The 26,705-nt window shown below is 58.5% G+C and carries 25 protein-coding genes; 9 read left to right on the top strand and 16 right to left on the bottom strand.

All coding sequences use genetic code 11. The features are described 5' to 3' along the window. Positions 1-129: 129 nt before the first annotated feature. Both ACW5W7_RS06185 and dinB read right to left on the bottom strand, forming a co-directional pair. Positions 130-2,271, bottom strand: a complete 2,142-nt coding sequence (locus tag ACW5W7_RS06185) for a methyl-accepting chemotaxis protein (protein ID WP_349921330.1) — start codon at positions 2,269-2,271, stop codon at positions 130-132. Between the two features lie 66 nt (positions 2,272-2,337). Beyond that, on the bottom strand, positions 2,338-3,390 hold the full coding sequence (gene dinB, locus ACW5W7_RS06180) for a DNA polymerase IV (protein ID WP_456501126.1): 1,053 nt from the start codon (positions 3,388-3,390) through the stop codon (positions 2,338-2,340). A 122-nt stretch (positions 3,391-3,512) separates the two neighbouring features. Here dinB and ACW5W7_RS06175 point away from each other — a divergent pair, with 122 nt between their 5' ends. Further along, on the top strand, positions 3,513-3,719 hold the full coding sequence (locus ACW5W7_RS06175) for a hypothetical protein (protein WP_456501125.1): 207 nt from the start codon (positions 3,513-3,515) through the stop codon (positions 3,717-3,719). 79 nt (positions 3,720-3,798) lie between these two features. Here the strand turns inward: ACW5W7_RS06175 and nqrM are convergent, their stop codons facing one another. The 9 genes from nqrM to ACW5W7_RS06130 form a co-directional block, all read right to left on the bottom strand. Next, the gene (nqrM, locus tag ACW5W7_RS06170) at positions 3,799-4,023 is read right to left on the bottom strand and encodes a (Na+)-NQR maturation NqrM (protein WP_349921327.1); all 225 of its coding nucleotides are present in this window, start codon (positions 4,021-4,023) and stop codon (positions 3,799-3,801) included. An 89-nt stretch (positions 4,024-4,112) separates the two neighbouring features. Continuing rightward, positions 4,113-5,150 carry an FAD:protein FMN transferase gene (locus tag ACW5W7_RS06165; protein WP_456501124.1) on the bottom strand — a complete coding sequence of 346 codons (1,038 nt, stop codon included), beginning with the start codon at positions 5,148-5,150 and terminating at the stop codon, positions 4,113-4,115. Between the two features lie 3 nt (positions 5,151-5,153). Beyond that, positions 5,154-6,377, bottom strand: coding sequence for an NADH:ubiquinone reductase (Na(+)-transporting) subunit F (nqrF, locus tag ACW5W7_RS06160; protein ID WP_349921325.1), 1,224 nt, complete (start codon positions 6,375-6,377; stop codon positions 5,154-5,156). A gap of 17 nt (positions 6,378-6,394) precedes the next feature. Next, complete coding sequence (gene nqrE / locus ACW5W7_RS06155; RefSeq protein WP_100857979.1) at positions 6,395-6,991, bottom strand: NADH:ubiquinone reductase (Na(+)-transporting) subunit E; 597 nt, start codon at positions 6,989-6,991, stop codon at positions 6,395-6,397. Positions 6,992-6,994: 3 nt separating this feature from the next. Then, a complete protein-coding gene (locus ACW5W7_RS06150; RefSeq protein WP_100857978.1) occupies positions 6,995-7,627 on the bottom strand; it encodes an NADH:ubiquinone reductase (Na(+)-transporting) subunit D in 633 nt (210 codons plus the stop codon). Next, positions 7,620-8,408 carry a Na(+)-translocating NADH-quinone reductase subunit C gene (locus ACW5W7_RS06145; protein WP_349921324.1) on the bottom strand — a complete coding sequence of 263 codons (789 nt, stop codon included), beginning with the start codon at positions 8,406-8,408 and terminating at the stop codon, positions 7,620-7,622. Before ACW5W7_RS06145 ends, ACW5W7_RS06150 begins: the two co-directional genes overlap by 8 nt. Next, positions 8,398-9,627, bottom strand: a complete 1,230-nt coding sequence (locus ACW5W7_RS06140) for an NADH:ubiquinone reductase (Na(+)-transporting) subunit B (RefSeq protein ID WP_456501123.1) — start codon at positions 9,625-9,627, stop codon at positions 8,398-8,400. The genes ACW5W7_RS06145 and ACW5W7_RS06140 overlap by 11 nt, the downstream gene beginning before the upstream one ends. A gap of 3 nt (positions 9,628-9,630) precedes the next feature. Beyond that, positions 9,631-10,974, bottom strand: coding sequence for a Na(+)-translocating NADH-quinone reductase subunit A (locus ACW5W7_RS06135; RefSeq protein ID WP_456501122.1), 1,344 nt, complete (start codon positions 10,972-10,974; stop codon positions 9,631-9,633). 428 nt (positions 10,975-11,402) lie between these two features. Then, positions 11,403-11,708 carry a BolA family protein gene (locus ACW5W7_RS06130; RefSeq protein WP_456501301.1) on the bottom strand — a complete coding sequence of 102 codons (306 nt, stop codon included), beginning with the start codon at positions 11,706-11,708 and terminating at the stop codon, positions 11,403-11,405. Positions 11,709-11,912: 204 nt separating this feature from the next. Between ACW5W7_RS06130 and ACW5W7_RS06125 the strand changes: the two genes are divergently transcribed. The 6 genes from ACW5W7_RS06125 (at position 11,913) to ACW5W7_RS06100 (ending at position 17,137) form a co-directional block, all read left to right on the top strand. After that, positions 11,913-13,046, top strand: a complete 1,134-nt coding sequence (locus ACW5W7_RS06125) for a methyltransferase (RefSeq protein ID WP_456501121.1) — start codon at positions 11,913-11,915, stop codon at positions 13,044-13,046. 24 nt (positions 13,047-13,070) lie between these two features. Next, complete coding sequence (locus ACW5W7_RS06120) at positions 13,071-13,643, top strand: YajG family lipoprotein (RefSeq protein WP_456501120.1); 573 nt, start codon at positions 13,071-13,073, stop codon at positions 13,641-13,643. Between the two features lie 15 nt (positions 13,644-13,658). Beyond that, entirely contained in the window at positions 13,659-14,210 is a 552-nt protein-coding gene (locus tag ACW5W7_RS06115) for a peptidylprolyl isomerase (RefSeq protein ID WP_456501119.1), read from the top strand. Positions 14,211-14,354: 144 nt separating this feature from the next. Further along, positions 14,355-14,648, top strand: a complete 294-nt coding sequence (locus tag ACW5W7_RS06110; protein ID WP_349922383.1) for a hypothetical protein — start codon at positions 14,355-14,357, stop codon at positions 14,646-14,648. An 85-nt stretch (positions 14,649-14,733) separates the two neighbouring features. Beyond that, positions 14,734-16,137 carry an AmpG family muropeptide MFS transporter gene (locus ACW5W7_RS06105; RefSeq protein ID WP_456501118.1) on the top strand — a complete coding sequence of 468 codons (1,404 nt, stop codon included), beginning with the start codon at positions 14,734-14,736 and terminating at the stop codon, positions 16,135-16,137. Positions 16,138-16,294: 157 nt separating this feature from the next. Further along, a complete protein-coding gene (locus ACW5W7_RS06100; RefSeq protein WP_456501117.1) occupies positions 16,295-17,137 on the top strand; it encodes a nucleoside-specific channel-forming Tsx family protein in 843 nt (280 codons plus the stop codon). A 118-nt stretch (positions 17,138-17,255) separates the two neighbouring features. On the opposite strand, the gene ACW5W7_RS06095 is transcribed toward ACW5W7_RS06100, so the two are convergent. Then, positions 17,256-17,738: a YajQ family cyclic di-GMP-binding protein gene (locus tag ACW5W7_RS06095; RefSeq protein ID WP_010673357.1), complete on the bottom strand. Its 483-nt coding sequence runs from the start codon at positions 17,736-17,738 to the stop codon at positions 17,256-17,258. Positions 17,739-17,964: 226 nt separating this feature from the next. Here ACW5W7_RS06095 and ACW5W7_RS06090 point away from each other — a divergent pair, with 226 nt between their 5' ends. Continuing rightward, positions 17,965-18,912 carry a ketopantoate reductase family protein gene (locus ACW5W7_RS06090; RefSeq protein WP_456501116.1) on the top strand — a complete coding sequence of 316 codons (948 nt, stop codon included), beginning with the start codon at positions 17,965-17,967 and terminating at the stop codon, positions 18,910-18,912. A 40-nt stretch (positions 18,913-18,952) separates the two neighbouring features. Further along, positions 18,953-19,528, top strand: coding sequence for a DJ-1 family glyoxalase III (locus ACW5W7_RS06085; RefSeq protein ID WP_456501115.1), 576 nt, complete (start codon positions 18,953-18,955; stop codon positions 19,526-19,528). A 117-nt stretch (positions 19,529-19,645) separates the two neighbouring features. Here the strand turns inward: ACW5W7_RS06085 and ACW5W7_RS06080 are convergent, their stop codons facing one another. The 4 genes from ACW5W7_RS06080 to ACW5W7_RS06065 form a co-directional block, all read right to left on the bottom strand. Next, positions 19,646-20,389 carry a hypothetical protein gene (locus ACW5W7_RS06080; RefSeq protein WP_349921313.1) on the bottom strand — a complete coding sequence of 248 codons (744 nt, stop codon included), beginning with the start codon at positions 20,387-20,389 and terminating at the stop codon, positions 19,646-19,648. Next, positions 20,389-23,559 carry a toxin VasX gene (locus ACW5W7_RS06075; protein ID WP_456501114.1) on the bottom strand — a complete coding sequence of 1,057 codons (3,171 nt, stop codon included), beginning with the start codon at positions 23,557-23,559 and terminating at the stop codon, positions 20,389-20,391. The genes ACW5W7_RS06080 and ACW5W7_RS06075 overlap by 1 nt, the downstream gene beginning before the upstream one ends. Next, positions 23,556-24,359 (bottom strand): DUF4123 domain-containing protein, encoded by an 804-nt coding sequence (locus ACW5W7_RS06070; RefSeq protein WP_456501113.1) that lies wholly within the window; start codon positions 24,357-24,359, stop codon positions 23,556-23,558. The genes ACW5W7_RS06075 and ACW5W7_RS06070 overlap by 4 nt, the downstream gene beginning before the upstream one ends. Positions 24,360-24,421: 62 nt before the next feature. Further along, positions 24,422-26,470, bottom strand: a complete 2,049-nt coding sequence (locus ACW5W7_RS06065) for a type VI secretion system Vgr family protein (protein WP_456501112.1) — start codon at positions 26,468-26,470, stop codon at positions 24,422-24,424. Between the last annotated feature and the right edge of the window lie 235 nt (positions 26,471-26,705).

Below are 26,705 nucleotides of genomic sequence, written 5' to 3'. Positions count from 1 at the left end.
GCCGACAATGATTGTGGTGTTGTGTTTCTTCCTCTGCGGGAAGAAAGGGCTAAATCCATCGGATTTAACCCAGTCTGTCATCTGAATGTGTTTGGCGCCTCCGGTTGGATGGCGCCTTTTTTGTAATCCTTATACTTTGAACTGCCCCACCAGATGCTGCTGCTTGTCCGCCAGTTGCGACAGTTCCCGTCCGTTGTCGGCGGAGGTCGCCGCCTCGGCCCGGATGCTGTGGCTCACCTCGCGGATGTTGCTGACGTTGCGATTGATCTCGTCCGCCACCCCGCTCTGCTCCTGGGCTGCCGTCGCGATCTGCTCGTTCATCTGATGGATGGTGCTGACCGCCTGGATGATCTGCTCGAGCACGCTCACCGACAGCTCCACCTTGGTCAGCGTCACGTCCGCCTGGCTGTGACCCGTCATGATCGCCTTGACCACCGCCTCGGTGCCTGACTGCAGCTGACTGATGAGGTTCTGGATCTCGACGATGGCATTCTGGGTGCGCCCCGCCAGGTTGCGCACCTCGTCGGCCACCACCGCAAAACCGCGGCCCTGCTCTCCGGCGCGGGCGGCCTCGATGGCGGCATTGAGGGCCAGCAGGTTGGTCTGTTCGGCGATCCCCTGGATCACCGCCAGGATGTCGTTGATGTTGTCGCTATTGGCGGCCAGCCGCTCCACCACCGGCTTGGCATCGCTGATGACCACCATCAGGCGGGACATGGCCGCCTGGGTATCCGCCACCACCGCCTTGCCCTCCTGGGCGGCCCTGTCGGCCTGGTTGGCAGCCTGTACCGCCGAGTTCGCATCTCCCGCCACCTGCAAGGCGGTGGCGCTCAGCTCCTCGAACGCGGTCGCCACCAGATCCACCTCCTGATATTGGGCCTGCATGCCGGCGCTGGTGCGATCCGCCCCTTGCGCCGCCTGCACCGCACTGGCCCGGGTGCCCGCCACGGTATCGATCACCTGACTGATGGTGCTCTGCAGCTTGTCGAGGAAGTTGTTGAACCACTTGGCCAACTCGCCAATCTCGTCGTCCCGCTGCAAGTTGATCCGCTGGGTCAGATCCCCCTCCCCGCTGGCGATGTCCTTGAGACGGGCCACCACGGTGCGGATGGGGGCGACGATGCGCTGCGCCATCCACCAGATGCAGAGCAGGGCGAGCAGCGAGATGACGCCACCGATGAACAGCTGGGAGAGGACGCTACGGTCGGACTGGCTCTCGAGATCCCCCTGCAACTGCAGGGCGGAGGCGAGTACCACGGCGCGAGGCAGCTCGATATAGATACCCCACTTGCGATCCGTGCCGCGCATGCGTACCGGCACGAAGGTCTGCAGCAGGGCGCCGTCCGGGCTCCAGCGCGTCACCACCTCCCCCTTGCCGAGCCAGCCGTTGAGGTCGCTCACCAACCCCTTGTCCTGCTGCTCAAGCGTACTGCCCGGGGCGATCTGGAAGCCCTCCACCCCGGCGACCCGCCCCTCGTGGCTGAGCAGCAGCACCTTGCCCTGTCCGCCATACAGGGTCTTGCCCATCTCCTCCACCAGGCTCTGCAGGGTGGTCAGCGAGATATCGACCCCCACCATGCCGAGCAGGTTGCCCTCCTCCAGCAAGGGAGCCGTCACAGACGTCATCAACACCTGCTGGTCACCCACCTCGTCGAGATAGGGTTCCAGCAGACAGAGGGCCCGTGACTGGATGCTGCACTTGTACCACTCGTTCTCGGGATGGCCGTTGGCGCCCGGCTTGGCATTCGCCAGCATGGCTTCGTCCATCACCTCCAGGGTCACCTTGCCGTCCACCCTGGCCCAGTAGCTGGAGAAACGTCCCTTGTCGTTGGCCCCGAGGGCGGTCGAGCCCTGATAGTTGGCATCTTCGCCATCCAGCTGATTGGGCTCGAACACGCCGTAGACACCGATCATGTTGGCAGAGGATTCCGCTGCATCCTGCAGCTGTTGATTCACGGCGCCGCGCAATGCCTCGGAGTGAACGAAGTTATCCGCTGCATTCTTGCGCTGAAACAAAATATTCTCGGCCAGCAAGGTGGCGCGAAAATAGGCCTCGTCGAGGTAGCTGGTCACTCTGGCCGCCTGGGTAGCGCCCATGGCCTGCATCCAGTTTTCTGCCGCGTGCTGCGCCTCCAGGGTAGTGGAAGCGAGCACCTGCTCCTGCATACGGGCCGCGTTGAAGAGGGATGAGGCGACCAGTGCAGCGGCACTGGCCAGGAGGCAACAACCGGCTATCAGGGTGATCCGTCCCTGAACAGAAAGAGAACTCATGCATGATTTCCTAACTTCTACAGATGTAACCACTGTATCGGATTTGGAAACAGAAACTTAACTAAATCAGCCCAGATCCAGGCTAAGTTGATTGCGCTCCCCGCTACTCGGCAGCCCCACCACCAGTCCGAGCAGGCGAATGGGTTTTCCTTGAGCCCTGTGTAACCCTTCGTGCAGCAGATCGTGAAAACGGGCGGCCTGATAGCTCCCCTTGCGATAGACGGTGGTCTGCTGAAAATCGGCAAACTTGAGTTTGATCCCCTGCCCCATCAGCATCTCGGCGGGGCAATCCCTGGCAAAGCGCAGCTCCAGCTCTGGGATGAGCCGGCTCAGCACGGCCCAGCAAGCCTCCTCGTCCAGCACATCGCTGCTGAGGGTGGTCTCCACCCCCACACTCTTGCGCACCCTGGAAGCCTGTACCGGCTGATCGTCCAGCCCCCAGATGCGACCGGTCAGCATCTCCCCCAACTTGCCGAAGCGGGCGATCAGCTCCTCACTGCTCATGGCCCTGGCATCCTCGCAGGAGTAGAGCCCCTGGGACTCCAGCCGATCGGCGGTCTTGCGGCCAATACCGGGCAACTTGGCCAGGGGGAGCAGGCGCACGAACTCGTCCACCTCCTGGGGCCGGATGACGAACAGGCCGTCCGGCTTGCGCTGCTCGGAGGCGAGCTTGGCCAGAAACTTGTTGGGCGCCACCCCGGCGGAGGCGGTCAGCCCCAGCTCGGCGTTGATCGCGGCGCGGATCTCGGCGGCCATCAGGGTGGCGCTGCCGCCACAATGGGGGCTCTCCGTCACGTCCAGATAGGCTTCATCGAGGGAGAGGGGCTCCACCAGTTCGGTGTAGCGCAGGAAGATCCCCCTCAACTGGCGGGAGACCTCCTTGTAGACCGCCATGCGACCCGGGATCAGCACCAGCGGCGGGCAGAGCTTCTTGGCCAGCCCGCTCGGCATGGCAGAGCGCACCCCGAAGCGGCGCGCCACATAGTTGCAGGTAGAGATGACCCCGCGCCTGTCCGCCGAGCCACCGATGGCGAGCGGCACCTCTCGCAGGGCCGGATTGTCCCGCATCTCCACCGCCGCGAAGAAGCAGTCCATGTCGATGTGAATGATCTTGCGCATGATACTGTACAAATAAACAGTTAACTGAGCCCATGCTACCCCAGTGCTGTGATTTCTGCCAGTCGCAGCAACGCGGGGAGCATATAGACTCTTCAGGCACCCATCATCAAGGAGGAAGAGGGATGAACAAGATCTGGCTGGGACTCTGTCTGCTGCCCATCATCACGGCGGCCAAGGATCACCCGACCGCCGAGTGCAGCTGGCTGTTCGAGCGCATCGAAATACTGGAAAAAGCCATCAAGCAAGGGGATGAACTGGGTACCCGGGAGGAGCTGACCCGCAGGAAGGCCGAGTTCAATAAAAAATCCTGCCAACAATACGATTACTGAGCACTGACTCTTGCCCACAAAAAAGCGAGCCGACCTCAAGGTTGGCTCGCTCTGTCAGGCGCCATGACGACTGTGCCGCTCAGATGATGCGGTGCTCTTCCAGCATCTTGCGACGGGCCTCTTCCTTCGCCATCTTCTGCTTGCGGTTGTCACAGGGCTCCGGGCAGTCGCACTCCTTTTCGATCCCGATGGTGCCAAGGCCGCCACAGGAGCCGGAGATGGTCTTCTTCTGGAAGATGTAACCGATGGCCATGGCCACCACCACCGCCAGAAACACCCCGAAGGTAATCAGAAAAGTCTGCATGCTATTACCCCTTACTGTTTAACCGGATGCCGCGAGAGGCACCCGTGCACTCAATACGTCAACGCCACCCCCGAAGGGATGGCCGTTCATTACTTCTTCACCAGATAGGGCTTGAAGGCATCCGAGTAGGACTCTTCGAAGCCATCGTCCGTCTTGGTGATCACGAAGATGGCCAGCCCCTGCTCCTTGGCATAGGCCAGGCTTTTCTCTGGCCCCATGACGGTGAGCGCCGTCGCCAGCCCGTCCGCGGTCATGCAGGAAGGGTGGATCACGGTCACCGACACCATCCGATGCTGAATGGGCTTGCCCGTCAGCGGATCGATGGTGTGGGAGAAGCGCTTGCCATCCATCTCGTAGTAGTTGCGATAATCCCCCGAGGTGGCCACGCCGTTGTCCCCGGGCTGGATCACCTCCTGCACCGAGCCGGCATTGACGGTCGGCTTCTCGATGGCCACCCGCCAGGGGTGCCCCTTGCCGTTGACCCCGTTGAGGCGCAGCTCACCGCCTATTTCCACCAGGTAGTTGCGTGCCCCCAAGGATTCCAGATACTCGGCGACCTTGTCCACCCCGAAGCCCTTGGCGATGGCGGAGAGATCCACGTAGAGATCCGGGATGTCTTTTTGCAGGGTATCCGCATCGGCAGAGGCAATCACGTGCAAGTTGCCCAGCCCCGTCTTCTGGCGAGTCTGGCTTATCAATTCATCGGACGGCACCTTGGTCGGTTTCGCGTCCGGGCCAAAGCCCCACAGATTGACCAGGGGGCCCACGGTCACGTCCAGCGCGCCGCGGCTCTCGCGGCCAATGTGTATGGCCTCGGTCACCACCCGTGCGGTGTCCCGGGAGACCACCACGGGCGTGTTGTCCTTGTGCTGGTTGAAGCGGGACAGCTCGGAGTCCGGTCTGTAGGTGGACATCTGATCGTTGACCCGCTCCAGCAGGACATCGACCTCGGCCTGTAATTTGGCTCCATCCTGGACGGCGTCATCCGCCACCTTGATGGAGTAGTAGGTACCCATGGTGCTGCCGGTGATGTGGATCTCCGGTTTGGATTGGACCGTTTCCTGACCGCACCCAGTCAAGAAAAAGGCTAGCCCGAAGGCTAGCCAGGTCTTTACAACGCTGTGCATGGATTAACCACCAAAGTCATCCAGCAGGATGTTTTCGTCTTCAACACCGAGGTTTTTCAGCATGTTGATGACGGCCGCGTTCATGACGGGAGGCCCGCACATGTAGAACTCGCAATCTTCCGGCGCCTCGTGGTTCTTGAGATAGTTCTCGAACAGCACGTTGTGGATGAAGCCGGTGTAGCCATCCCAGTTGTCTTCCGGTTGCGGATCAGACAGGGCGACGTTCCAGGTGAAGTTCTCGTTCTCGGCGGCCAGCATGTCGAAGTCCTCGACATAGAACATCTCGCGCTTGGAACGGGCACCGTACCAGAAGCTCATCTTGCGCTTGGTCTTCAGGCGACGCAGCTGATCGAAGATGTGGGAGCGCATCGGCGCCATGCCCGCACCACCACCGATGAACACCATTTCGGCGTCGGTGTCTTTCGCGAAGAATTCGCCGAACGGACCGGAGATGGTCACCTTGTCCCCTGCTTTCAGGTTGAAGATGTAGGAGGACATCTGGCCGGGAGGCGCAGTCCAGTTGCTCGGCGGCGGGGTCGCGATCCGCACGTTCAGCATGATGATGCCGAACTCTTCCGGATAGTTGGCCATGGAATAAGCACGGATGATCGGCTCATTGACCTTGGACTCCAGCTCGAAGATCTTGAAGCGATCCCAATCACCGCGATATTCCTCGGGAATATCGAAGTTCTTGTACTGCACGTGGTGTGCAGGGGCTTCGATCTGGATATAACCACCGGCGCGGAACGGCACGCTCTCGCCATCCGGGATCTGCAGCTTGAGTTCCTTGATGAAGGTGGCCTTGTTGTCATTGGAGATGACGGTACATTCCCACTTCTTCACCCCGAAGATCTCTTCGGGCAGCTCGATGTCCATGTCGGCGCGCACGGTGACCTGGCAGGCCAGACGCTCGCCATGACGGGCCTCGCCCTTGCTGATGTGATCCAGCTCGGTCGGCAGGATGTCGCCGCCGCCGGACTTCACCCGCACCTTGCACTGACCACAGGAGCCACCGCCGCCACAAGCGGAGGAGACGAAGATACCGCTGCCGGCCAGGACGCCGAGCAGCTTGCCACCCGCCGGGCTGGTGACAGCCTTGGCCGGGTCGCCGTTGATGCTGATTGTCACGTCACCCGCGGTCACCAGCTTGGACTTGGCGAACAGAATAACTGCTACCAGGGCCAGCAGGATCACGGTGAACATGACCACACCCAGAATAATTTCCATCTATATTTCCTTTCCGATTACAGGGAAATACCAGAGAAGGACATGAAGCCCAGCGCCATCAGACCCGCGGTGATGAAGGTGATGCCGAGGCCACGCAGGCCTTCCGGAACATCGGAATACTTCATCTTCTCGCGGATCCCTGCCATCGCGACGATGGCCAGCATCCAACCGGCACCCGAGCCCACGCCATAGACCACAGACTCCACGAAGTTGTAGTCACGCTGCACCATAAAGGAGACGCCACCGAAGATGGCGCAGTTCACGGTGATGAGCGGCAGGAAGATACCCAGGGCGTTGTAGAGCGCGGGGAAATACTTGTCCAGCGCCATCTCCAGGATCTGTACCAGGGCCGCAATCACACCGATGAAGGTGATGAAGCTCAGGAAGCTCAGATCCAGGCCCTGTACCAGGGCGCCGTCTTTCAGCACATAGTTGTAGATCAGGTTGTTGGCCGGTACGGCAACAGTCTGTACCACAATCACGGCGATACCCAGACCCATGGCGGTCTTGACCTTCTTGGACACCGCCAGGAAGGTACACATCCCCAGGAAGAAGGAGAGCGCCAGGTTTTCGATGAAGATCGAACGAATCAACAGACTCAGATAGTGTTCCATACCTTAATCCTTTGCCTCCACCTGCTTGGGATCCTTGGTGCGTACGCCCCAGATGATCAGACCAATGATGAAGAATGCACTCGGCGGCAGCAGCAGCAGGCCGTTAGGCACATACCAGCCACCGTTGTTCACCAGCGGCAGCAGCTCGATGCCGAACCAGGTGCCGGACCCCAGGATCTCGCGCACCGTGGCCACGGCCAGCAGCACGGCACCGTAGCCCAGACCGTTGCCGATGCCATCCAGGAAGGAGGGCAGCGGGGCACTCTTCATGGCATAGGCTTCGGCACGACCCATCACGATACAGTTGGTGATGATGAGGCCGACGAACACCGACAGCTGCTTGGAGATGTCATAGGCATACGCCTTGAGCACCTGGTCAACCACGATAACCAGGGACGCGATCACCGCCATCTGGGCGATGATCCGCACGCTGTTCGGAATGTGGTTGCGGATCAAGGAGATGAACAGGTTGGAGAAGGCGGTGACCGCGGTAACGGCCAGCGTCATCACGAACGCTGTCTTCATCTGGCTGGTAACGGCCAGCGCGGAACAGACACCCAGCACCTGCAGTGCGATGGGGTTGTTGCCGAGCACAGGCGTCAACAGCAATTTTTTCATTTCGCTCTTGTCAGCCATTGTTGATTTCTCCTGCACGTACCTTGGCCAGGAAGGGACCGAAGCCCTTGGGACCCATCCAGAAGTCGAAGGTGTGCTGTACGCCATTGCCGGTCAGGGTTGCGCCGGACAGGCCATCGATTTCATGCTCGGAGCCTGCCGGAGCATGGCCCTTGATCACGCGCAGCGCCGGCTGACCGTCCTGATCGAACAGCTTCTTGCCGACGAACAGTTCGCGCCAGGCCGGGTTCTCGATCTCGCCGCCCAGACCCGGGGTTTCGCCGTGATCATAGTAGGTGATGCCCTTGACGGTCTGACCGTCGGCCGCGACCGCGACGAAGGCATACATGGTGGACCACAGACCCTGGCCGTAGATCGGCAGGATGATGTTGTCGACCTTGCCGTCGGCATCCTTGGCAAAGAACACGGGAACCAGCTTGGAGATTTGACGCAGGCCAGCCTTGTCGTCGGCCGGGGCCAGACGGATGTTCTGGGCCGGATCCTTGGCGGCGACCTTGGTGTCGAAGTTGTCGGCATCGCCGTCAACGAACTCACCGGTAGTCAAATCCACCAGACGCGCTTCAATCTTGTCGCCATACAACTGGGCCAGGTCACGCTTGGCCACAGAACTGACATCGACACCGGCGACGGACAGGATATTGCTTTGCTTGTCCAGCGCCTTGTTTTCCAGCTGGGCCGGACGCAGTCCCACGGCGGCCACGGAGACCACGATGGAACAGACCAGGCACAGACCGGTTACGACGGTGAGGGTGCCGATAGTAGAGTCTTTATTAAACGCCACGTGCGATCCTCCGCTTGATGTTCGCCTGTGCCACGAAATGGTCAAACAAGGGGGCAAACAGGTTGGCAAACAGAATGGCCAACATCATGCCTTCCGGGAACGCGGGGTTCACCACCCGGATCAGCACCACCATGACGCCGATGAGGGCGCCGTACCACCACTTGCCCTTGTTGGTAAAGGCAGCGGAGACCGGATCGGTCGCCATGAACGCCATACCAAAGGCGAAGCCGCCCAGCACCAGATGCCAGTGCCACGGCATGTTGAACATGGGGTTGGTATCGGAACCGATGACGTTGAACAGCAGAGAGGTCGCAACCATACCGATCATCACACCGGCGATGATGCGCCAGGAGGCGATCCGCATGTAGACGATCATGGCCGCACCGATGAGGATCATCAGGGTGGAGACTTCACCGATGGAGCCCGGCAGGTTGCCGAGGAAGGCATCCATCCAGCTGATGGCTTCGCCAGTCGCACCGTTGATCAGCGCCATCTGGCCGCCCTGGGCCCACTGGCTCAGTGCAGTTGCACCTGAATAGCCATCGACGGCAACCCAGACGGCATCACCGGAGATCTGGCCCGGGTAGGCGAAGAACAGGAAGGCACGACCCGCCAGCGCCGGGTTCAGGAAGTTCTTGCCGGTACCACCGAACACTTCCTTGGCCAGCACCACGCCGAAGGTAATGCCGAGGGCGGCTTGCCACAGGGGCAGCTCGGGCGGCACGATCAGCGCGAACAGGATGGAGGTCACGAAGAAGCCTTCGTTGATCTCGTGCTTGCGCACCATGGCGAACAGCACTTCCCAGAAACCACCGACGATGAAGACGGTGATGTAGATCGGGAAGAAGTGCGCCGCACCGATCAGCATCTTGCTGCCGATGCCGGCCACAGCCGGATCCAGCGAGGCGCCCAGCAGGGTGGCGATGGTGTATTGCCAGGTATCGGCACCGGCCGCGCTGCCCAGATGGGCGATGGCGGCGATGGACTGGTTGCCGACGTTGTACATGCCCCAGAACATGGCCGGGAACACGGCCAGCCACACCATGATCATCATGCGTTTCAGATCGATGGCGTCACGGACGTGAGCGGCATTGCGGGTCACGGACCCGGGGGTATAAAACAGGGTGTACGCCGCTTCGAACAGGGCATAGTACTTAGCGTACTTGCCGCCCGGCTCGAAGTGATGTTCCATATTTTCAAGAAGTTGCTTGAAACTCATCGCTTAACCTTCCAGTTCTATCTTGGTCAGGCACTCACGCAAGATCGGGCCGTACTCGGTCTTGCCGGGGCAGACGAAGGTACAAAGCGCCAAATCTTCCTCATCCAGCTCCAGACAGCCGAGCGCCTGGGCGTTGTCGGTGTCACCGGAGATCAGATCCCGCAGCAGCAGGGTCGGCAGGACGTCGAGCGGCATCACGCGCTCATAGTTGCCGATAGGCACCATGGAGCGATCACTACCGTTGGTGGTGGTCGTGAAGTTGATGAGCTTGCCTTTCACCAGGTGCGCCAAGGTGGTGCGGGTGATGGAGAACTTGTTGGCACTGGGGTTGACCCAGCCCAGGAACTCTTTCTCACGGCCTTCGCCCAGCACGCTCACCTGGTTGTGATAACGGCCAAGGTAGTCATGGACTCCCGCTGCCTTGGAACCACTCAGGATGGAACCGGAGATGATACGGTTCTCGTCGGCGCGCAGCTCGTTGTTGGTCAACTGGCTGATGCAGGCGCCCAGACGGGTGCGCAGCAGACGCGGCTTGACCACGTTCGGACCGGCCAGGGAGATCACCTTGTCGGTGAAGATCTGACCCGTGGTGAACAGCTTGCCGTAGGCGATCACATCTTGATAGTTGATGTGCCACTGCACTTTCTTGGCACCGACCGGGTCCAGGAAGTGGATGTGGGTGCCCGGCAGACCGGCAGGGTGCGGACCGACGAAGACGGCTTCTTTGACTTGTGCCAAAGTCGCATGGGGCAGGCTCGCCTCGCCCTTGCAGACGTGAACGGCGCCATCGGTCAGGCGGGTCAGCACAGCCAGACCATCGAGGAAGGCCTGGGACTGTTCCTTGATGATGAGCTCGGCATTGGCAGCCAGCGGGTTGGTGTCCATGGCGGTGACGAAGATGGCGCGGGGGGTGGAACCCACTGCCGGCACCTTGCTGAATGGACGGGTACGCAGCGCGGTCCACTGACCTGACGCGACCAGGATCTCCTGCACCTTGCTGCGCTCGAGCTGTGCAAGCTCGGCAGACGCAAAGTGTTCAAAGGTTACCTGCTCGTCGGAGCCATCGAGATCGATGACGACAGATTGCAGAACACGCTTGGCACCACGGTTGATCTCAGAAACCACACCGGTGGCAGGGGCCGTGAATTTAACGCCGGGATTCTTCTTATCTTCGAAGAGCTCCTGACCTTTAATGACGCGATCACCTACTTTGACGAACATAGTAGGACGCATCCCCACGAACTCTTCGCCGAGTGTAGCAACACGGGTGATGGCCGGGCCATCGTAGATTACTTGCTCCGGAGCACCCAGCACGGGGATGTCCAGTCCTCTTTTAATTGTAATCATACTCACTTGCACTACCGTTAAGGGAAGACAGGTTGGTTAGCGCCGAGAAATACATCACGACGAGTTGTTGAATGAGCCCGCCTACATCGCGACAAAATGTCGAAAAAACAAACAAATTAGCAACATACAGGATCATTCAAAAGCGCCTGAGTTTACCACCTTAGGCAAGTTAGCTGCCATGCCAAATGGGGAAAATCCCCGCGCTATCACAAAATTAACCCCCATTGAATATTTCCTCCTCATCTCCGCAAGCCGTGGTTTTAAAGGATTTTTCGTTCAACTAACCCTATGGGGGTATTTTTGTGCGCCAGACAGGTAATTAGAAAAAGTAATCCGAGACGCCATCGACCACAGATGGAACACCGGCCACCCCGATTCGTGACGGAACCGTTAATTGTTGAAAAATTAGGTAATAAAAACGTCAATTATCACGCGAAGGGGGACTTGCTGACACAGCTCGGCGTGGTTGGCGCCTGCTCCCGCTGCTGCCACTCAGCCTCGGTATAGGTATGCAGGGCCAGCGCATGAATAGCACCAGCCAGTTCGTCGGCCAACAGGCCGTTGACTTGACGATGACGACCGATCAGTCGTTGCCCCTCGAACGCCTGGCTCACGACAATGACCTTGAAGTGGCTCTCTGAACCCGGCGCCACCCGGTGCATATAGCTCTCGTTGATCACTTCCAGATGACTGGGGGACAAGGCGGCCAGTTTGGCCTCGATCTGTTGTTGCATGCTCACGACAAACACTCCCAAGATGGATGTCCGGCCATTGTAAGCCAGAGCCGACCCCGGATAAATCACGCCGAGGGCCTTATGACCCAGTCACGCACCGGGCTGGTGAAATTCTGCGTCCCCGCTAGAATAGCGCCACTTCAACGACCGGCTCGTCGCTGGCTGTCGTTGCCATATATAAGCATCACCTTGGATACTTCTCTTATGCAGACCCTACTCGACACGGCGCATTGCCGCCTGACCCTTTACCGGTATCCGCGGCAGAGCCAGGATCCCCTGCAGGCCTGGGATGCGGCAGACGAATATCTCATCAACGAACTCGCCGAGTCGCCGCTCGAGCAGAGCGGCCCCGTCATCATCATGAACGACGGCTTCGGCGCCCTGACTGCCTATCTGCACGGCCATGCCCCCCGGTGCGTGACCGACTCCCATATCAGCGAACGGGCGACCCTGGCGAATCTGGCCGAAAATGGCCTGGATCCCCACGCCATCCGCCTGCAGGATGCGCTGGCTCCGCTGCCCTTGGCTCCCGCTCTGGTGGTGATCAAGGTGTCCAAGTATCAGGCGCTGCTGGAACAGCAACTGCTGGCCCTGCGCCAGGTGGTCACCCCGGCCACTCGGATCCTGGCGGCGGGCAAGGCGAAGGATATTCACACCTCCACCCTCAAGCTGTTCGAGAAATACCTGGGCGAGACCCGCACCTCGCTGGCCTGGAAGAAGGCCCGTCTCATTCACTGTACGCCGGACGCCCTGCGCCCTGCGCTCGATAATCCCTTCCCCACCACCTGGCCGCTGGAAGGCAGCGACATGCTGATCCACAACCATGCCAACGTATTTTCCCGCACCAGCCTGGATATCGGCGCCCGCTTCATGCTAGACAACCTGCCTATCCACAGCGCCCGACATGTGATCGATCTGGGCTGCGGCAACGGCGTGCTGGGGCTCTCCCTGCTGGCGCGCGACAGCGAGGTGGAGGTGACCTTCATCGACGAATCCCACATGGCGGTGGACTCGGCGCGCCTGAACGTCGAGCACAACCTGCCCGATGCCCTGCCCCGCGCCCAATTCCTGGTCAATAACTGTCTCGATGGGATAGAAACGGGGGCGGCCGATCGCATTCTCTGCAATCCCCCCTTCCACCAACTGCAGGCGATCACGGACCATATCGCCTGGCAGATGTTCACCGATGCGCACCGGGTGTTGCCTCAGGGGGGGGAACTCTGGATAGTAGGCAACCGCCATCTGGATTATCACAATAAACTCAAGCGCTTGTTTGCCAACGCACAAGTGGTTGCATCGAACAGCAAGTTCGTTATTTTGAAAGCCATCAAACGCTAAAGATAAAGCTAAAGGAAACCCATGATGAAAAAGTCACTCTTGCTGCTGGCCGCCCTGATGCTGGGTGGTTGTGCCACTCACTGGCCGGAGACCGCCTTGCTCAACCCGCAAGTCATTCCCGCCAACCAGCAGTACTACTCCGGCAACCGGATCACCATGGAAGGGGTCGACAAGCGTGAAGCCGCCTATGTCTTCTCCATCAAGAAGAAAGATAAGGCCCCCGTACTGGTCAACAGTGCCCAGCCCCTCAACAACCTGCTGGCCGAAAAACTGGCCGAGGGCCTGCGCAGTCAGGGGCTTGAAGTGGGCAACAGCGGTACCACCAACCTGACCCTGGCCATCTCCACCGCCGCCGTCACAGTGGAAGAGAAGACCTTCACCTATGTGACCAAATCCAAGGTCAGTCTGCAGGTGATCGCCGATTTCCAGGGCAGCAAGCTGACCAAGCAATTCAACATGTCCTCCAGCAAGGAGGAGCCGGGTGAGCCGAGCATGGCCGATCTGGAGTCCACCCTGAACCAGCAACTGGGCAGCGTACTGCAGCAGATCATGGCCGACGAGGCTCTACGCGGTTATCTCAAGGGCCAACCTAGCTAAACGAGGAAGCGATACATGAAAAAACTCTGGTTATTGGCCATGCTGATCGCCCCCCTGGCATTTGCCGGCCCCAAGGTCAGGATGGAGACCAACCACGGCAACATCATCGTGGAGCTGGCCCCCAAGCAGGCGCCACAGACGGTGAAAAACTTCCTGCGCTATGTGGCGGACGGCAGCTATGACGGCAGCCTGTTCCACCGGGTGATCCAGAACTTCGTGGTGCAGGGAGGGGGCTACAACCAGCAGTTCCAGCCGCTGCCGACCTTCGACCCCGTGGTAAACGAGTCCAAGGGAGGCCTGCCCAACAAGCGCGGCAGCATCGCCATGGCCCGTACCCAGGCCGTCGACAGCGCCACCCGCCAGTTCTATTTCAACCTGGCGGACAACGACAACCTCAACGCCAATGCTGGCGCCGGTTACACCGTATTTGGCCAGGTGGTGCAAGGCATGGAGGTGCTGGACAAACTGGCTCTGGTGCAGACGGGTTACAGCTCTATCCTGAGAGCCAACGATGTGCCGACCAGCCCCATCATCCTGAAAAAAGTCGTGCTGCTGGCGGAGAAATAACGCGGAGCGGATCACATCCTGCCTCATCACCGCCAAGGTCACCGGCGCCCCTTTCTATACTCTGGCCTTGCCCCCATTCCGGGGGTCCCAGAGGAGAAAAAGGAGGCGCCGGTGATCTATCAGGCCTACATAACCCAACATGCCATGCTGCTGTCCCAGGCTGTTCGTCACTTCCTGGCACGGGAAATTGCCTACCAACAGCTGGAAGATGTGAGCTGGCAACTGCTCTCCCACTGGCAAGCCCTGCCCCACTGCACCGACAAACAACCGTCCAGTCAGCGAGAATCCGTCTTCTGGCACCTGCTGCACAGCCTGCATCTATGGGATGAGCAACAGATCGATACCGATCCCCGGCTGCGACTGCAGTTGATGGCCTGCGCCAACTATCTCCTCGAGCAGGGCCCCTGTCCGCCTCACTGCATCGGCTCACGACCCTGAAGGCCCGCGGACGACGTTCTGCTTGCCTTGGCTATCCCCTTCGAACCTGACAAAATAGCCACCTTTTCCCCGAGGAGTCAGGCATTTGAACACTCTCCGCCCGCCCAGCCGTAACCCGGGCCGCCTCACCAGCTGGCGAGACGCCCTCGCCGTGTATCTCGAAGGCCGGGTTCTCATCCTGTTTGCCATGGGCTTCTCCTCCGGTCTGCCACTGCTGCTGGTCTTTGGCACCCTCTCGTTCTGGTTGCGTGAAGCGGACGTCAGTCTCACCGACATCGGCTACATGAGCTGGGTGGCCCTGGCCTACGGCTTCAAGTGGGTGTGGTCTCCCCTGGTCGACCGCCTCTCCCTGCCCCTGCTCTCGCGCCTGCTGGGACGACGGCGCAGCTGGATGCTGCTCTCCCAGCTGCTGACTGCCCTCGCCCTGGTGGGCATGGCTTATTGCGATCCCAAGACCCAGCTCGCTCAGCTCGCCTTCTTCGCCCTGCTGGTAGCCTTCGCCTCGGCCACCCAGGACATCGTCATCGACGCCTACCGCATCGAGTCGGCCCCCGAACGCCTGCAGGCGGCCATGGCGGCCTCCTACATGACCGGCTATCGGCTCGCGATGATCATGGCGGGCGCTGGCGCCCTGGCACTAGCTGCCTGGCTTGGCAGCAACAGCGGCTACGACTATCGCGGCTGGCAGCTCACCTATCTGTGCATGGCGGGGCTCATGTCTCTCGGCATTATCACCACCCTGTTTTGTCATGAGCCCGACATCGATCTCGCCCGCCAGAACGAGCAGCAGGCCGAGCGCAAGCTGCTGTTGCAACAACAAGGCTGGCCAACCCCGCTGGCGGGCCTGGGGGCCTGGATCTACGAGGCCATCTGGTGCCCGTTCGCCGATTTCTTCCGCCGCTTCGGGGGGTCGGCCCTGCTGATCCTCGGGCTTATCGCCTGCTATCGCATCTCGGACGTGGTGATGGGGGTGATGTCCAACAGCTTCTATGTGGACCTGCAATTCAGCAAGACGGAAGTGGCCACCATCACCAAGGTATATGGAGTCATCATGACGCTGGTCGGGGCCGCGCTGGGGGGGGTACTGGTGATGCGACTGGGAACCTTGCGCATCCTGTTTCTCGGTGCCGTGCTCACCGCCAGCACCAACTTGCTGTTTGCTCTGCTCAACGAGGTCGGTCACAACCTGGAGCTGCTGACCCTGATCATCTCGCTCGACAACCTCAGCGCCGGCATCGCTACTGCGGCCTTCGTGACCTATCTGTCGAGCCTGACCAACGTCGCCTTCTCGGCCACCCAGTATGCGCTGTTCAGCTCCATCATGTTGCTGCTGCCCAAGCTGCTTGCGGGGTTCTCCGGTCGTTTTGTCGAGCTGTTTGGCTACAGCCACTTCTTCATCGGCACCAGCCTGCTCGGGGTGCCCGTGATGCTGCTGATCAGCATGGTTGCCAAACGAGGCAAGTGTTTGTCACCACAAACGAACAAATAGCAAGCGTTTGCCTAAATGAGGGGGTGATTAGATTCACAAATCCTGACAAAGTTCCCTGGCTCTTGTTTATCCGTTGAAATTATTTGGCTAGAATCCCTCCCGCTCCTTGTGGGCAGGCTACGGAAAACCTCAACTAAACACACAAGAGACCAATAAAATGGCCAAATTTACCAAGACTCTGATCGCTGCCGGTCTGCTGGCTGCATCCGCCACCCCGGCTTTTGCTGCCGACTACAGCGGTGACATCCACAAGAACGACTACAAGTGGATGCAGTTCAACGTGATGCACACCATTGACCAACGTCCTTTCACTGCCGGCACAGAAGATTACAACGATACCTACTTCGAAATGGAGTTTGGTGGTCGCTCCGGTCTCTTCGATCTGTACGGTTACGTCGACGTGTTTGATATCTTCGATAGCCGCCACAGCAACCAGCACAATGGTCAGAACCTCTTCATGAAGTTTGCACCACGCATGTCTCTCGATGCATTGACTGGTAAAGATCTCTCCTTTGGCCCAGTACAAGAGGTCTACATCGCCTCTTTGAACAACATTGGTGACCACCAGATGGAGAACATGATCGGTCTGGGTGCCGACGTGCAAGTGCCTTGGTTTGGTAAAGTGGGCATGAACCTGTATGCCCGTCATTCTACCGAAAACCAGTTCTTCACCGAAGAAGAGGGTGATTGGAATGGTTACTGGTTCGCCATGAACTGGTTCAAGCCTTTCTACACCTTCTCCAACGGCAGCTTCGTCTCCTACCAAGGCTATTTGGATTATGCCTTTGATCTGGACACTCATGACCGTGCCGACCGTACCAGTGATAACCTGGCTACCTTCCACGGTATCTACTGGCATTCTGATCGCTATGCCGTTGGTTACGGCCTGAAGTACTTCATGGATGCCTACGGCAACAAAGATGGCTCCACTGCCTACGATGGTACCCCCTGGAAGAGCTCTGGCTTCAGCCACTACTTCTCCGTTACCTACAAGTTCTAATCGAACGGGTATCTGGGATACAAAAAACCGGAGCAACTGCTCCGGTTTTTTTATGGGCTTTCGCCAAACAAAAAGGGGAAGCCTTATGCCTCCCCTTTCTCGTCAATCGAGCTATCGATCAATCACGGAAGTTCTGGAACTGCATCGGTTGGCCCAGCTCGGCACCGCGCACCAGCGCCATGGTTTCCTGCAGATCGTCACGCTTCTTGCCGGTCACGCGCACTTCGTCACCCTGGATGGCAGCCTGCACCTTGATCTTGGAGTCTTTGATAAGCTTCACCAGCTTCTTGGCGACCTCTTTGTCGATCCCCTGCTTGAACTTCACGGTCAGGTGGAAACGCTTGCCGGAGTGAACGCTGTCACCCACGTCCATGGAGCTGTTCTCGATCTGGCGCTTGAGCAGCGCCCCGCGCAGGATCTCGACCATCTGCTTGAGCTGGAAATCGGCATCCGCCTCCAGCTTGACCTCTTCTTTGTTCAGTTCGAAGCTGGCTTCCACCCCACGAAAATCGAAACGGGTCGCCAGTTCACGATTGGCGTTATCGACGGCGTTCAACACCTCGTTCATTTTGACTTCAGAGACAATATCGAATGACGGCATAGCCGGGCTCCTCATGCTGTGCTGTATGTTGTGCTTTGGGGTAATGCGAATAGGGGGCAAATCTACCAGAAAACGGGCAAATTTGCTGATTTCGATGGGATGGCTCTGCTAGAATCCTCTCCGCACAGGAATGGCGAGACCCGTTAGTGTCCGCCAGGCGACCTCTTCCTTTATCCCCGGTAAGCGGTTGATCGGAATGCGACCACTACCCTGACTGAGTCTCTCCATGCCAAGCGGATTACGCGACAATAACCTGAAAACCAGCCGTCACCCCCTCCCTCCCCAATGGACCCTGCTGGGCTGCGGTGCTCTGGGGGGTGTCTTCGCATCCCTGCTGACCCAAAGCGGTCAAACGACCCGTGTCCTGTTGCGCGAACGGCACCGGGCCACCCTGCACCCCGGCATCGATTTTACCTCTCTCGACGGTCATACCCAGCTGCTGACCATAGAGCGCGGCTTCATCAGTCAGCCCGGCGCCATCAAACGCCTGCTGGTGATGACCAAGGCAAGCCAGGTCGTCCCGGCCCTGACCCCGCTGATCGGCCGACTGCCTGCGGGCGTCCCCATCGTACTGCTGCACAATGGCATGGGCATCGCCGAGCAGGTGGTTCAACGCTTCCCGCACAACCCGGTCATCGCCGGCGTCACCAGCCACGGCGCCATGCAGAGCGGCCACTTCGTGTTCCGCCACACCGGCAAGGGCGAAACCTGGCTCGGACCGGTCAACGTGGCAGCCAAGGCTCACGCCTATCTGGCGGATGAACTCGCCCGTGCCCTCGGCCAGGCCGGATGGGATGAACAGATCCGGGCTCGTCAATGGCAAAAGCTCGCCATCAACTGCGCCATCAACCCGCTCACGGCACTTTACAAGGTCAAGAATGGCGAACTGAGTGGCTCCCGCTTCACCGATGCCCTGCAACAGATCTGCGTGGAAGTAGTGGACGTGATGCAGGCCGAAGGGTTGCCCGTCAGCAATGAAGAGCTGCTGCGCCGGGTAATGACGGTGGTGGAGCTCACCGCCGACAATTACTCTTCCATGTATCAGGATATGGAACTGGGACGAGAGACCGAGATCGAAGCCATCACCGGCTTCCTGCTCGCCAAGGCGGCGCAGCACGGCATCGCGGTCCCCGTCAATCAGGGCCTCTACCAGGCCATCAAAGAGAAGCAATAGACCCGGTGAAGTGACGGGCATCAAGCAGGAGGAGCGAGCAATGAGCGTTTTGGTACTGGTTGCCCCGGGTTCGGAAGAGATCGAAACCGTCGCCATCGTCGATACCCTGGTGCGGGCCTCCATCGAAGTGGTATTCGCCTCCTGCTGCCCGGCGGGGCAGCGCCAGATCCGCGCCTCCCGCGGGGTACAGATAGTGGCGGACTGTCATATCGACGAGCTGACCAGCCGTGATTTCGAGGCCATAATCGTGCCGGGCGGCCTGCCCGGTAGCGAAGCCATCCGCGATACCCCCCTCGCCATCGACCTGCTCAAGGAGCAGGCTCTGCGTGGCCGCTGGCGCGCCGCCATTTGCGCAGCCCCCGTGGTGGTGTTGCAGCATCACCACCTGCTGGGAGATGCGCGGGTCACTTGCCATCCAGGTTTTCAGGCCGAGCTCCCCCCTGCTCAACTCATCACTGAGCGGGTAGTGAGGGACGAGGCCCACCGCCTTATCACCAGCCAGGGCCCCGGCAGCGCCATCGAATTCGCCCTCGAAATCGTGCGGGCACTGCGAGGTGATGAAGCTGCCCACGCAGTAGCAGGTCCCATGGTGCAGCCCCCTTCGGTATCGCCATAATCGCGCCAAACTCGTCCCGGAAAACAACAGAGCGCCCTTGCCTGTAGCAAGGGCGCTCTGTTATAGGGACCCAGATTGCATCTAGATAACTCTCCCCTTACAGGTGCCATAGAAGAATCAAGTCATTGGATGACCTTTGATGTTTTTTATATCGACGCATCTGATTTGATTTTTAATCAGTTCAATAACACGCTCAAAATCCTCAGACTTGCAATATAGATTATCGCTATATGCAACTTTAAAGGGGGTAGATTCAAATCTCAATGCCTTTTTTCTCTTAGAAATAGACAGCGTGTAGGGCCAGTCTTTTTTAAACATGGTTTCATGTTCTGATACTTCACTCTTAAAATCAGTGAAAAATACCGCAAAGAGCGCCATACCCCCAGCGCCAACCAGGGCCAGTGGCCCCAATATGGCAACAGCTACGACACATACCACCACACCAAGCCAAGCCAAACCACGCACTATGGTGTAGGCCACTTCGGGAATAGCATCTTGATAAGTGACGACTACACCCTCCGTAGTTAGCCGATAATGGTAGTCTTTATCCGCCATCACTAAATAACGAAAATAAGGAATCATTACCATGGCAACACCAAAGGCTAGATAAGCAAAACCCCAATCATTATCACCAGTAAGCAATACGCAACCCACAGCAAACAGTACCATTGTTGCTACAACTACCAATATCATTATCCAAGCGAATGGTGTAGGCACACAAATATTCCATTCATAAAGCGTTGGGGCCTCACGTACCCTTTTTTGATTGGCATCGATAATGCGCTGTTGCTCTTCCTGAGGTAACAGATGGAAGGTGGTCTCTTGCTCGCTCACATAAACCGATTCATTTTCCTTATCCATTATTTATTACCTTGCTTGCCGACTACTAGGGCTGGCATGGAGTCCAATACCCTTTGGTGTGTATCCAATGTTATTGGGCCATTGCTATTGCCACTTCCTTTGAAGATAAATTGTCGCTGTACCATCCCCCCCAAATAGCCCAGCTCCAACTTGATGGCTGTATTGGTGTCGACTTTCAGAGGTAGCGTATAGACCAGCTCATTCCAACGTCCACCTTGAATTTCAATTATTTTGGGCTGCATAGCAGACTGATAGCGAGCCAGCTCCTCTTTGGATCGTACCGATACCATCTGACCAGCTCGGGCAAGAGGGTGACCAACGATGTTCAACCCTATGGTCTGCCCTCGCAAATGTGAAGGGAGCGAGAGTTGCAACTGCCACTGTGAGCAGCCAGTATCCATCCAGCCTTGGGGCGCTGAACGAACTACCGTCAAGCTAGCTCCAGGCTTATTTACCAGTTGTTCAAACCGAGCCAGTTCATCCTCAGCGGCCCAGTTGGCAGTTTGCTTGCCCCAGGTCGATTGCAGCAACCACTTTTCCAGATCCGATCTTTTAAAAATATTGATCAACACAGTTAGAGCCAGATAGGCGATACCCAGCACAAAGAGTCCAACAACCATCCAGGGCGCAAAAATAGCAGCGATGGATGAGAAACCTAAACCATTGATACCTAAATACGCAAGCTGGATAAGGAAGATTCCACCTTGTCCAAATAACACCCCTGCCTTCATCTGCAAGAGTGTTTTTTCCATGCCACTTATCAATGGATCTTGGCTCGCCTGCCAACTGTCCAAGGCTTCAAGCCCTGCCGCAGCCAACCCTAGACTAGCAAATGCCAGCATCCGTAGAGAGAAGGCTTTAACCCAGAACGCATGCCCACCCTCTTTTATCGCTGCTTTTATCGAGATTTCGGTCAGGGCTCGACCAGTAGTGAGTGGCTTTAACTTCTCCCATGCCGCCCCCTGGTAGAGCGCGGCGATGGCATTGCCCGTCCAGGCAAAAGCCGAACCCAGTTGCATATTGGCTCGTGACTGGCCGATCGACTTGGCATTTTGTGCCATCCCACCAATGACCACCGTCAGGTTCCAGAGGTTGAGCAGGGCTACCAATCCCCCAAAGGTCGCCAAGTTGGGAACTCTTTCGTTCATAGCGGTGATGCGTTGATTCACTCCACTGCGCACGCTCGCCAGATAGTCACCGATATATTGCCTGGCCTGCTGTTGATACAGGTCACCTTTCAGTTTCACCAGCAGGGGCATTTCGCTGGCAATCAAGGTATCAAGTTGTTGTTGCAAGGTTTTTAGCTGACCGTTGATGGCCTTCACCGTGGTATTGCGCCCGGGTGGTGGTGAGCTGATAGCTGATATTTCCTTGGTAATCGCCCAGACACGTTGCTGGAAGCTGCTGTGAAGCATCCGATAACCGTGATTCACTTCCAGCGGTTTATCACCGAGCAGTGATTCCAGCAGTACCAGCCTCAGGTTGCCTGCCAGGCTGTTCTTCCAGGTGTGGGGCAAGATGGCCGCCATGATTTGGGCGTGGGCGCCCTTGGCAAGGGATTGGCCCGCCCCTTTGATGGCGTCGATCACTGCCTCAACCGTCTGGAACCAAGGCTTCTGCCTGAGCCTCTCCTCCCCCAGCAAGGTCTCCAACTCGGCCACTCGACCAAAGAGGGCAGTCATGTCCCCCGAAGAGGTACTGAGCCAATTATTGTCTACCGTCTGCTCGCTCAGCCCCTTGTGCAACACGACATCAAAACCATAGGGAGCCAGTGCCAGCAAGTTATCACTGACCTTTTCACCAAGCAGTTTTTCCAACGCTTTCTTCCGGGCTTCAGTGCTGCAACTGAGTGAGAGCGCCTGCCCGGCCTCGGCAAACAGAACCTGCAAATAGGCTTGGCCCTTGTCTGTTTTATGGTCCAGACCAAAGGGTAATGGATCGGCCTTAAGGCGAGTCATACCATTGAACAGGTCCTCATGAGCCAGAGTCAGTGCCAGCTCCAGCTCATTGAGAGGCACCTGATACTGCTTGATAAAGGCATTGAGCCCGCCCCAGTTGACCTCGTCCTGAAATGCGGCTCGCTCTTTCCATTGATTGACCTGCTTTTGAGAGGGGTTGAAACCATATTGCTCCCGCAAGATTTTCAGCTTCGCATCGGCCTGTCTCGCCATGGGGGAGTTGAAGTTGATAACTCCAGGCTCCGAACTCATACCCTCTGTATCGGCAAGATAGCGATCCCCCAGATAGTCATCCAGCGCATCTTCAAATACCTGGGTCTTGGCCACATTTCCCCTGACGGAGGCGGGCAAGTCCTTCTCGTCTAGTCGCACCCTGGCAAGATTACGCGTCACCTCCGCCATCATCAGCTTGTGACTGTTAACTTTGATGGTGGCATCATCTTTACCCAGCAAGGCTTCACGCTTGGCAAGCAGTTGATTGACCGTCATGGAGAGGTCGGCCAGATCGGCCAGATAGTCATTAAGCGCCACTACCATGGCACTCTTGGGATCCGGCATCCCCGCCTTGTAGGCAGCAGGTGAACCGGCTGGTTTATGCGCCAACAGCTTGATCCCTTGCTGATCCTCTTCGGCTGGTTTGGCGAGGGGTGTACAGGACAAGACAAACCCCTGATTCGACAATCCCAGATCTGCCACCTTGTCGAGCGAATCAGGCAAGCCGCAATGGGGGGCCTTCATGGTACTGGCAAAGCTGCCCAGTTTGACTTGTCGCATCCAGGCACTGCGCAAGCCGCTATTTTTCACCATCTCTTTCTTGATGCGCCCCGTCCAACGCTGGGGAGAATAGATGAAGGACAGCGTATGGGTGGCCGGATAGAGCAGATGGCCTTTGCTCCCCTTGCTCTGGCTGATGAAAGCAGCCCCTTTTACTTCATACTCATCAAGATTCTTGGCTGTCTCGTCATAGGCATAGAGCCAGCCATCACGCAGCTGACGCAGGGTATGGTGATGAGACTTGAATTTGACAGGGGCAACGAAGCCGGCCCCCGCAGGCAATGGATGAGGTTGCGTCTTGGGTGAAGAGCAGGGCTCATCAATGGCATAACGCACCGGCACTATGGCTATCTGCTTGTTTTTAAGTGGACAGACCCCTGCCGGGCTCTTGCCATTGGTCGTGCTTGCACACTGGGCGGCTTGATTGGGCGAACTCATGCGTCTCGATCCTTCTTACTCAATGTTTCTGCCAGCTCGGCGGCTCGCTCAATACGCTGTGACGGTGTCTGTGACGAAGATTGGGTGACCAATGCCCTGAGTCCAGGATGCTCCTCTTCCTCATACCAATGGCTGCCGAGATACCCGAGCACATTGAAAAACAACAGCAGATCCCGCTCACTCTCAAACCCCATGTCATAGGCTTGTTCTGCCCAATGGGTCAACCAGCGCTCCGGCTCGGCCTGCTCCTGCCAACGGTCAGGGAACCAGGTGAGCATATGCTCTCTGATCCCATCCAGAATATGCAGCCAACTCACCTCACCCAGGCGCTCCCACTGGGGATCAGACAACCTGAATCTTGCGCCAACAGGATTACCCAGCTCCGATTTGGCCTTTTTGTGCCACCAGACATAGTCCGTTCCTTGACGCATCGGGATCCATACCTGCTCCACCCCCTGCCACAGCCAGGGTTCATCATCCATGAACAGGCGTCCCATGGTTTCGGGCATCGCCAGTTTGAGCAGGATCCGGCTGGTGTAGGGGCTCTCCACTTCGATCAGGGAGCGAAGTTTCTCGGCCATGGGTAACAATGGAAGCCGAGACGATAACAGGTAACCCCATGATGGCTCACGGTTTTGTATGAACCATTTCAGCAGTATCGGGGTCACGCTGACCAGGCAGGGGCTTACTTCCCGCAGGCTGTCCCAAGGAGAATAGAGATAGAGGGGTTGATAGGCCGGAGTCTCCACCTGTTCGAACAGGGCGCGTTCCACCCCGTCAATACGGGCTCCATCCAGCATCAGATAGAGTTGTTCTCCCTCGAACAACGCTATGTCGGGGAAGATGCCATTTTGGGCAGAAGTCATCCTCCGGCACCCTCCTGCGACGCCAATTGCTCACAGATCTCGCAAACCGGTTCCGCCGATTTGAGCGTCGCGATTTGACGCGCAGGTTCCATCGGGGGGGGCGGTGCCACCACTTCCACTTCACCGGGTTGGATGGGCATCTGTCCCGCCCAGCCGGAGCCGGAGCCCGGGCTGCCGCCGGAGTTCATCTTGATGGAGCCGCCACAGAGGGTGACACCGCTCGGGTCGATTTTGACAAAGCTCCCCCCCACCTTCAGAGTCAGCTCCGCACCGGCTTCCATCACTATCTTCATGCCCGCCTTGTGATGCGCCTCGGTGCCCGCCTCCACCAAGAGAGATTGCCCGAGCTTCTGGTGCAGGGAGGCATCCACGGTGAGGGACAGATCCCCCTTGATGTGGCCCCGCTTCTCACCGTTGACGGTGAGATGGTCGTTGGCCTTGATGCGAGTAATGCGCTCGTTGTCGATGTCCCTGTGCTCGTCGTGCTTGATGTGCCAGGCAGTGTCATTTTCGATGAGCAGGTTCAGGTCTTTCTGACCGTGGATGTAGATCTCTTCCTTGCCCGCCTGGTCCTCAAATCTCAGCTCGTTGAAGCCCTCCCCCTGGTGGGTTTCGGTGCGCAGTACGGTGCGGGTCTTGTTGGCGGGCAGCTCATAGGGCGGTCGGTTGGTGGCGTGATAGGTGCGCCCGGTGATAATCGGCTGGTCCGGATCCCCTTCCAGGAAGCTCACTATCACCTCGTGGCCGATGCGCGGGATGGCCATCATGCCGTACTGGCCGCCGGCCCAGCCCTGGCTCACCCGCACCCAGCAGGAGCTCTGCTCGTTACTCGAACCGTAGCGGTCCCAGGGGAACTGCAGCTTCACCCGGCCGTGCTCGTCGCAGTAGATCTCTTCCCCTTGCGGCCCCACCACGGTGGCAATTTGCGGGCCGTCCACCATGGGCTTAAAGGGCGCCTCTGGGCTGCCGATGCGCGCCCTCCAGGTCGTACTCGCCTTCACTACCCCGAATTCGTTGTGATAGACGGTCGGGCCGCTGCCCCCTTCCTCCTCCAGCGCCTGGGGCTGCTGGCCCACGTGGCTGATGCGCACGACTTGCCAGTCGGCATTGAACACCCCGTTCGGGTGTTCGGTCAGAGAGAAATACTGGCCCGGCAGCAGGGCCGCGCAGTTGGACTTACCCTGACCGGTGACGGCGTCATTGCGCAGGGCATCGAGCCGGTGCTGGGCAAACGCCTTGCCGCTCGGGTCCAGCTTGTAGCGACCCGGGGAGTCGAAGTGCTGATAGGTATCGCGCTGATGCTCGAGCTCGGTACCGCGCTGCTTGTGGGAAAGCCCATAGGCCGGGGTCTTGAAGCTGTAGTCTTTGAGCTCCACATCGCTTGGACGCACCGCTTCCCGGTAGTGGAATTGACGTACATAAGGGCCCTGCTCCAGCGAGCGGTTGCCGAGGTTGAAGAAGAGCTCGGGGCCTTGAGTCAGTGCGGCTGCATCGTCGGCAAAGACGATGCGATGCTTGCCGGCTTCGAACTCGTGGAAGTAGAAGAGCCCCTCTTCGGCGGCGAGGCGGTTCAGGAAATCCAAGTCCGTTTCCCGGTACTGGACGCAGTATTCACGCTTCGCGTGCTCGTTTTTCAGTGCAAAGGCGTAGTCGGTGATGCCGTGCTCTTGCAAGAGGATGGAGAGGATTTCGTCCGGCTTCTGGGCCTGGAAGATACGCGAATTCTGGCGAAGGCCCAGCCGCCACAAGGCAGGCTGCACCAGCAGCTGATAGCGGGTACGGCGAAAGCCGCTGTCCCCTTGGCCAACATCGCTCACCACCCCGCAGACCCGCCGCTGCAGCTCGCCGTTGTACCAGATGAGCAGCTCGCAGGGCTGGTCCAGCACGGCGCCGAAATCGACATCCGGCTGGGGGCTGGCGAGTTCCAGCCTCAGTTGGAAGGGGCCGCTCAGCGCCTCCTCCAGCGCAAACTCGGCCACCACGAAGGTGCTCTCGGGCAGCGCCCCCACCTTGACGGTAAATTGTAATCCTGTGCTGTCTGCCATCGGTGCGCCTCTGCTGTCGGCCCGCATCGCTGCCGGCTGCCTCAAGGTGGGAGAGAGATCCGCCATGGCCGCCACTTTTTCGCCGCCATGGCTACCGCACGCCCCCAAGGCGTGCGTGCAGATCCGTCGTCATGTTCTTTGTTTTGCCCGCTCACGCGGCAAACGGGCAGAAGAAAGCCATGGCATGGGTCAGGGGATGAGGAGTTAAGCAAGCGGGGTTTTGAGCTTCATCAGG

Source organism: Aeromonas intestinalis (assembly GCF_054052485.1).
Note: the sequence above shows the minus strand (reverse complement) of the source record. Positions and strands in the feature narration are given on the sequence as shown.

Coding starts and splice junctions, on each gene's coding strand:
- ACW5W7_RS06120 (WP_456501120.1), top strand. CDS start 13,071: ATGAAAAAGTCACTCTTGCTGCTGGCCGCCCTGATGCTGGGTGGTTGT.
- ACW5W7_RS06070 (WP_456501113.1), bottom strand. CDS start 24,359: ATGCTGGATGGAGCCCGTATTGACGGGGTGGAACGCGCCCTGTTCGAA.
- dinB (WP_456501126.1), bottom strand. CDS start 3,390: ATGCGCAAGATCATTCACATCGACATGGACTGCTTCTTCGCGGCGGTG.
- ACW5W7_RS06175 (WP_456501125.1), top strand. CDS start 3,513: ATGAACAAGATCTGGCTGGGACTCTGTCTGCTGCCCATCATCACGGCG.
- ACW5W7_RS06185 (WP_349921330.1), bottom strand. CDS start 2,271: ATGAGTTCTCTTTCTGTTCAGGGACGGATCACCCTGATAGCCGGTTGT.
- ACW5W7_RS06125 (WP_456501121.1), top strand. CDS start 11,913: ATGCAGACCCTACTCGACACGGCGCATTGCCGCCTGACCCTTTACCGG.
- nqrE (WP_100857979.1), bottom strand. CDS start 6,991: ATGGAACACTATCTGAGTCTGTTGATTCGTTCGATCTTCATCGAAAAC.
- ACW5W7_RS06075 (WP_456501114.1), bottom strand. CDS start 23,559: ATGAGTTCGCCCAATCAAGCCGCCCAGTGTGCAAGCACGACCAATGGC.
- nqrM (WP_349921327.1), bottom strand. CDS start 4,023: ATGCAGACTTTTCTGATTACCTTCGGGGTGTTTCTGGCGGTGGTGGTG.
- ACW5W7_RS06080 (WP_349921313.1), bottom strand. CDS start 20,389: ATGGATAAGGAAAATGAATCGGTTTATGTGAGCGAGCAAGAGACCACC.
- ACW5W7_RS06150 (WP_100857978.1), bottom strand. CDS start 7,627: ATGGCTGACAAGAGCGAAATGAAAAAATTGCTGTTGACGCCTGTGCTC.
- nqrF (WP_349921325.1), bottom strand. CDS start 6,377: ATGGAAATTATTCTGGGTGTGGTCATGTTCACCGTGATCCTGCTGGCC.
- ACW5W7_RS06065 (WP_456501112.1), bottom strand. CDS start 26,470: ATGGCAGACAGCACAGGATTACAATTTACCGTCAAGGTGGGGGCGCTG.
- ACW5W7_RS06100 (WP_456501117.1), top strand. CDS start 16,295: ATGGCCAAATTTACCAAGACTCTGATCGCTGCCGGTCTGCTGGCTGCA.
- ACW5W7_RS06115 (WP_456501119.1), top strand. CDS start 13,659: ATGAAAAAACTCTGGTTATTGGCCATGCTGATCGCCCCCCTGGCATTT.
- ACW5W7_RS06095 (WP_010673357.1), bottom strand. CDS start 17,738: ATGCCGTCATTCGATATTGTCTCTGAAGTCAAAATGAACGAGGTGTTG.
- ACW5W7_RS06165 (WP_456501124.1), bottom strand. CDS start 5,150: ATGCACAGCGTTGTAAAGACCTGGCTAGCCTTCGGGCTAGCCTTTTTC.
- ACW5W7_RS06140 (WP_456501123.1), bottom strand. CDS start 9,627: ATGAGTTTCAAGCAACTTCTTGAAAATATGGAACATCACTTCGAGCCG.
- ACW5W7_RS06085 (WP_456501115.1), top strand. CDS start 18,953: ATGAGCGTTTTGGTACTGGTTGCCCCGGGTTCGGAAGAGATCGAAACC.
- ACW5W7_RS06130 (WP_456501301.1), bottom strand. CDS start 11,708: ATGCAACAACAGATCGAGGCCAAACTGGCCGCCTTGTCCCCCAGTCAT.
- ACW5W7_RS06090 (WP_456501116.1), top strand. CDS start 17,965: ATGCCAAGCGGATTACGCGACAATAACCTGAAAACCAGCCGTCACCCC.
- ACW5W7_RS06110 (WP_349922383.1), top strand. CDS start 14,355: ATGCTGCTGTCCCAGGCTGTTCGTCACTTCCTGGCACGGGAAATTGCC.
- ACW5W7_RS06135 (WP_456501122.1), bottom strand. CDS start 10,974: ATGATTACAATTAAAAGAGGACTGGACATCCCCGTGCTGGGTGCTCCG.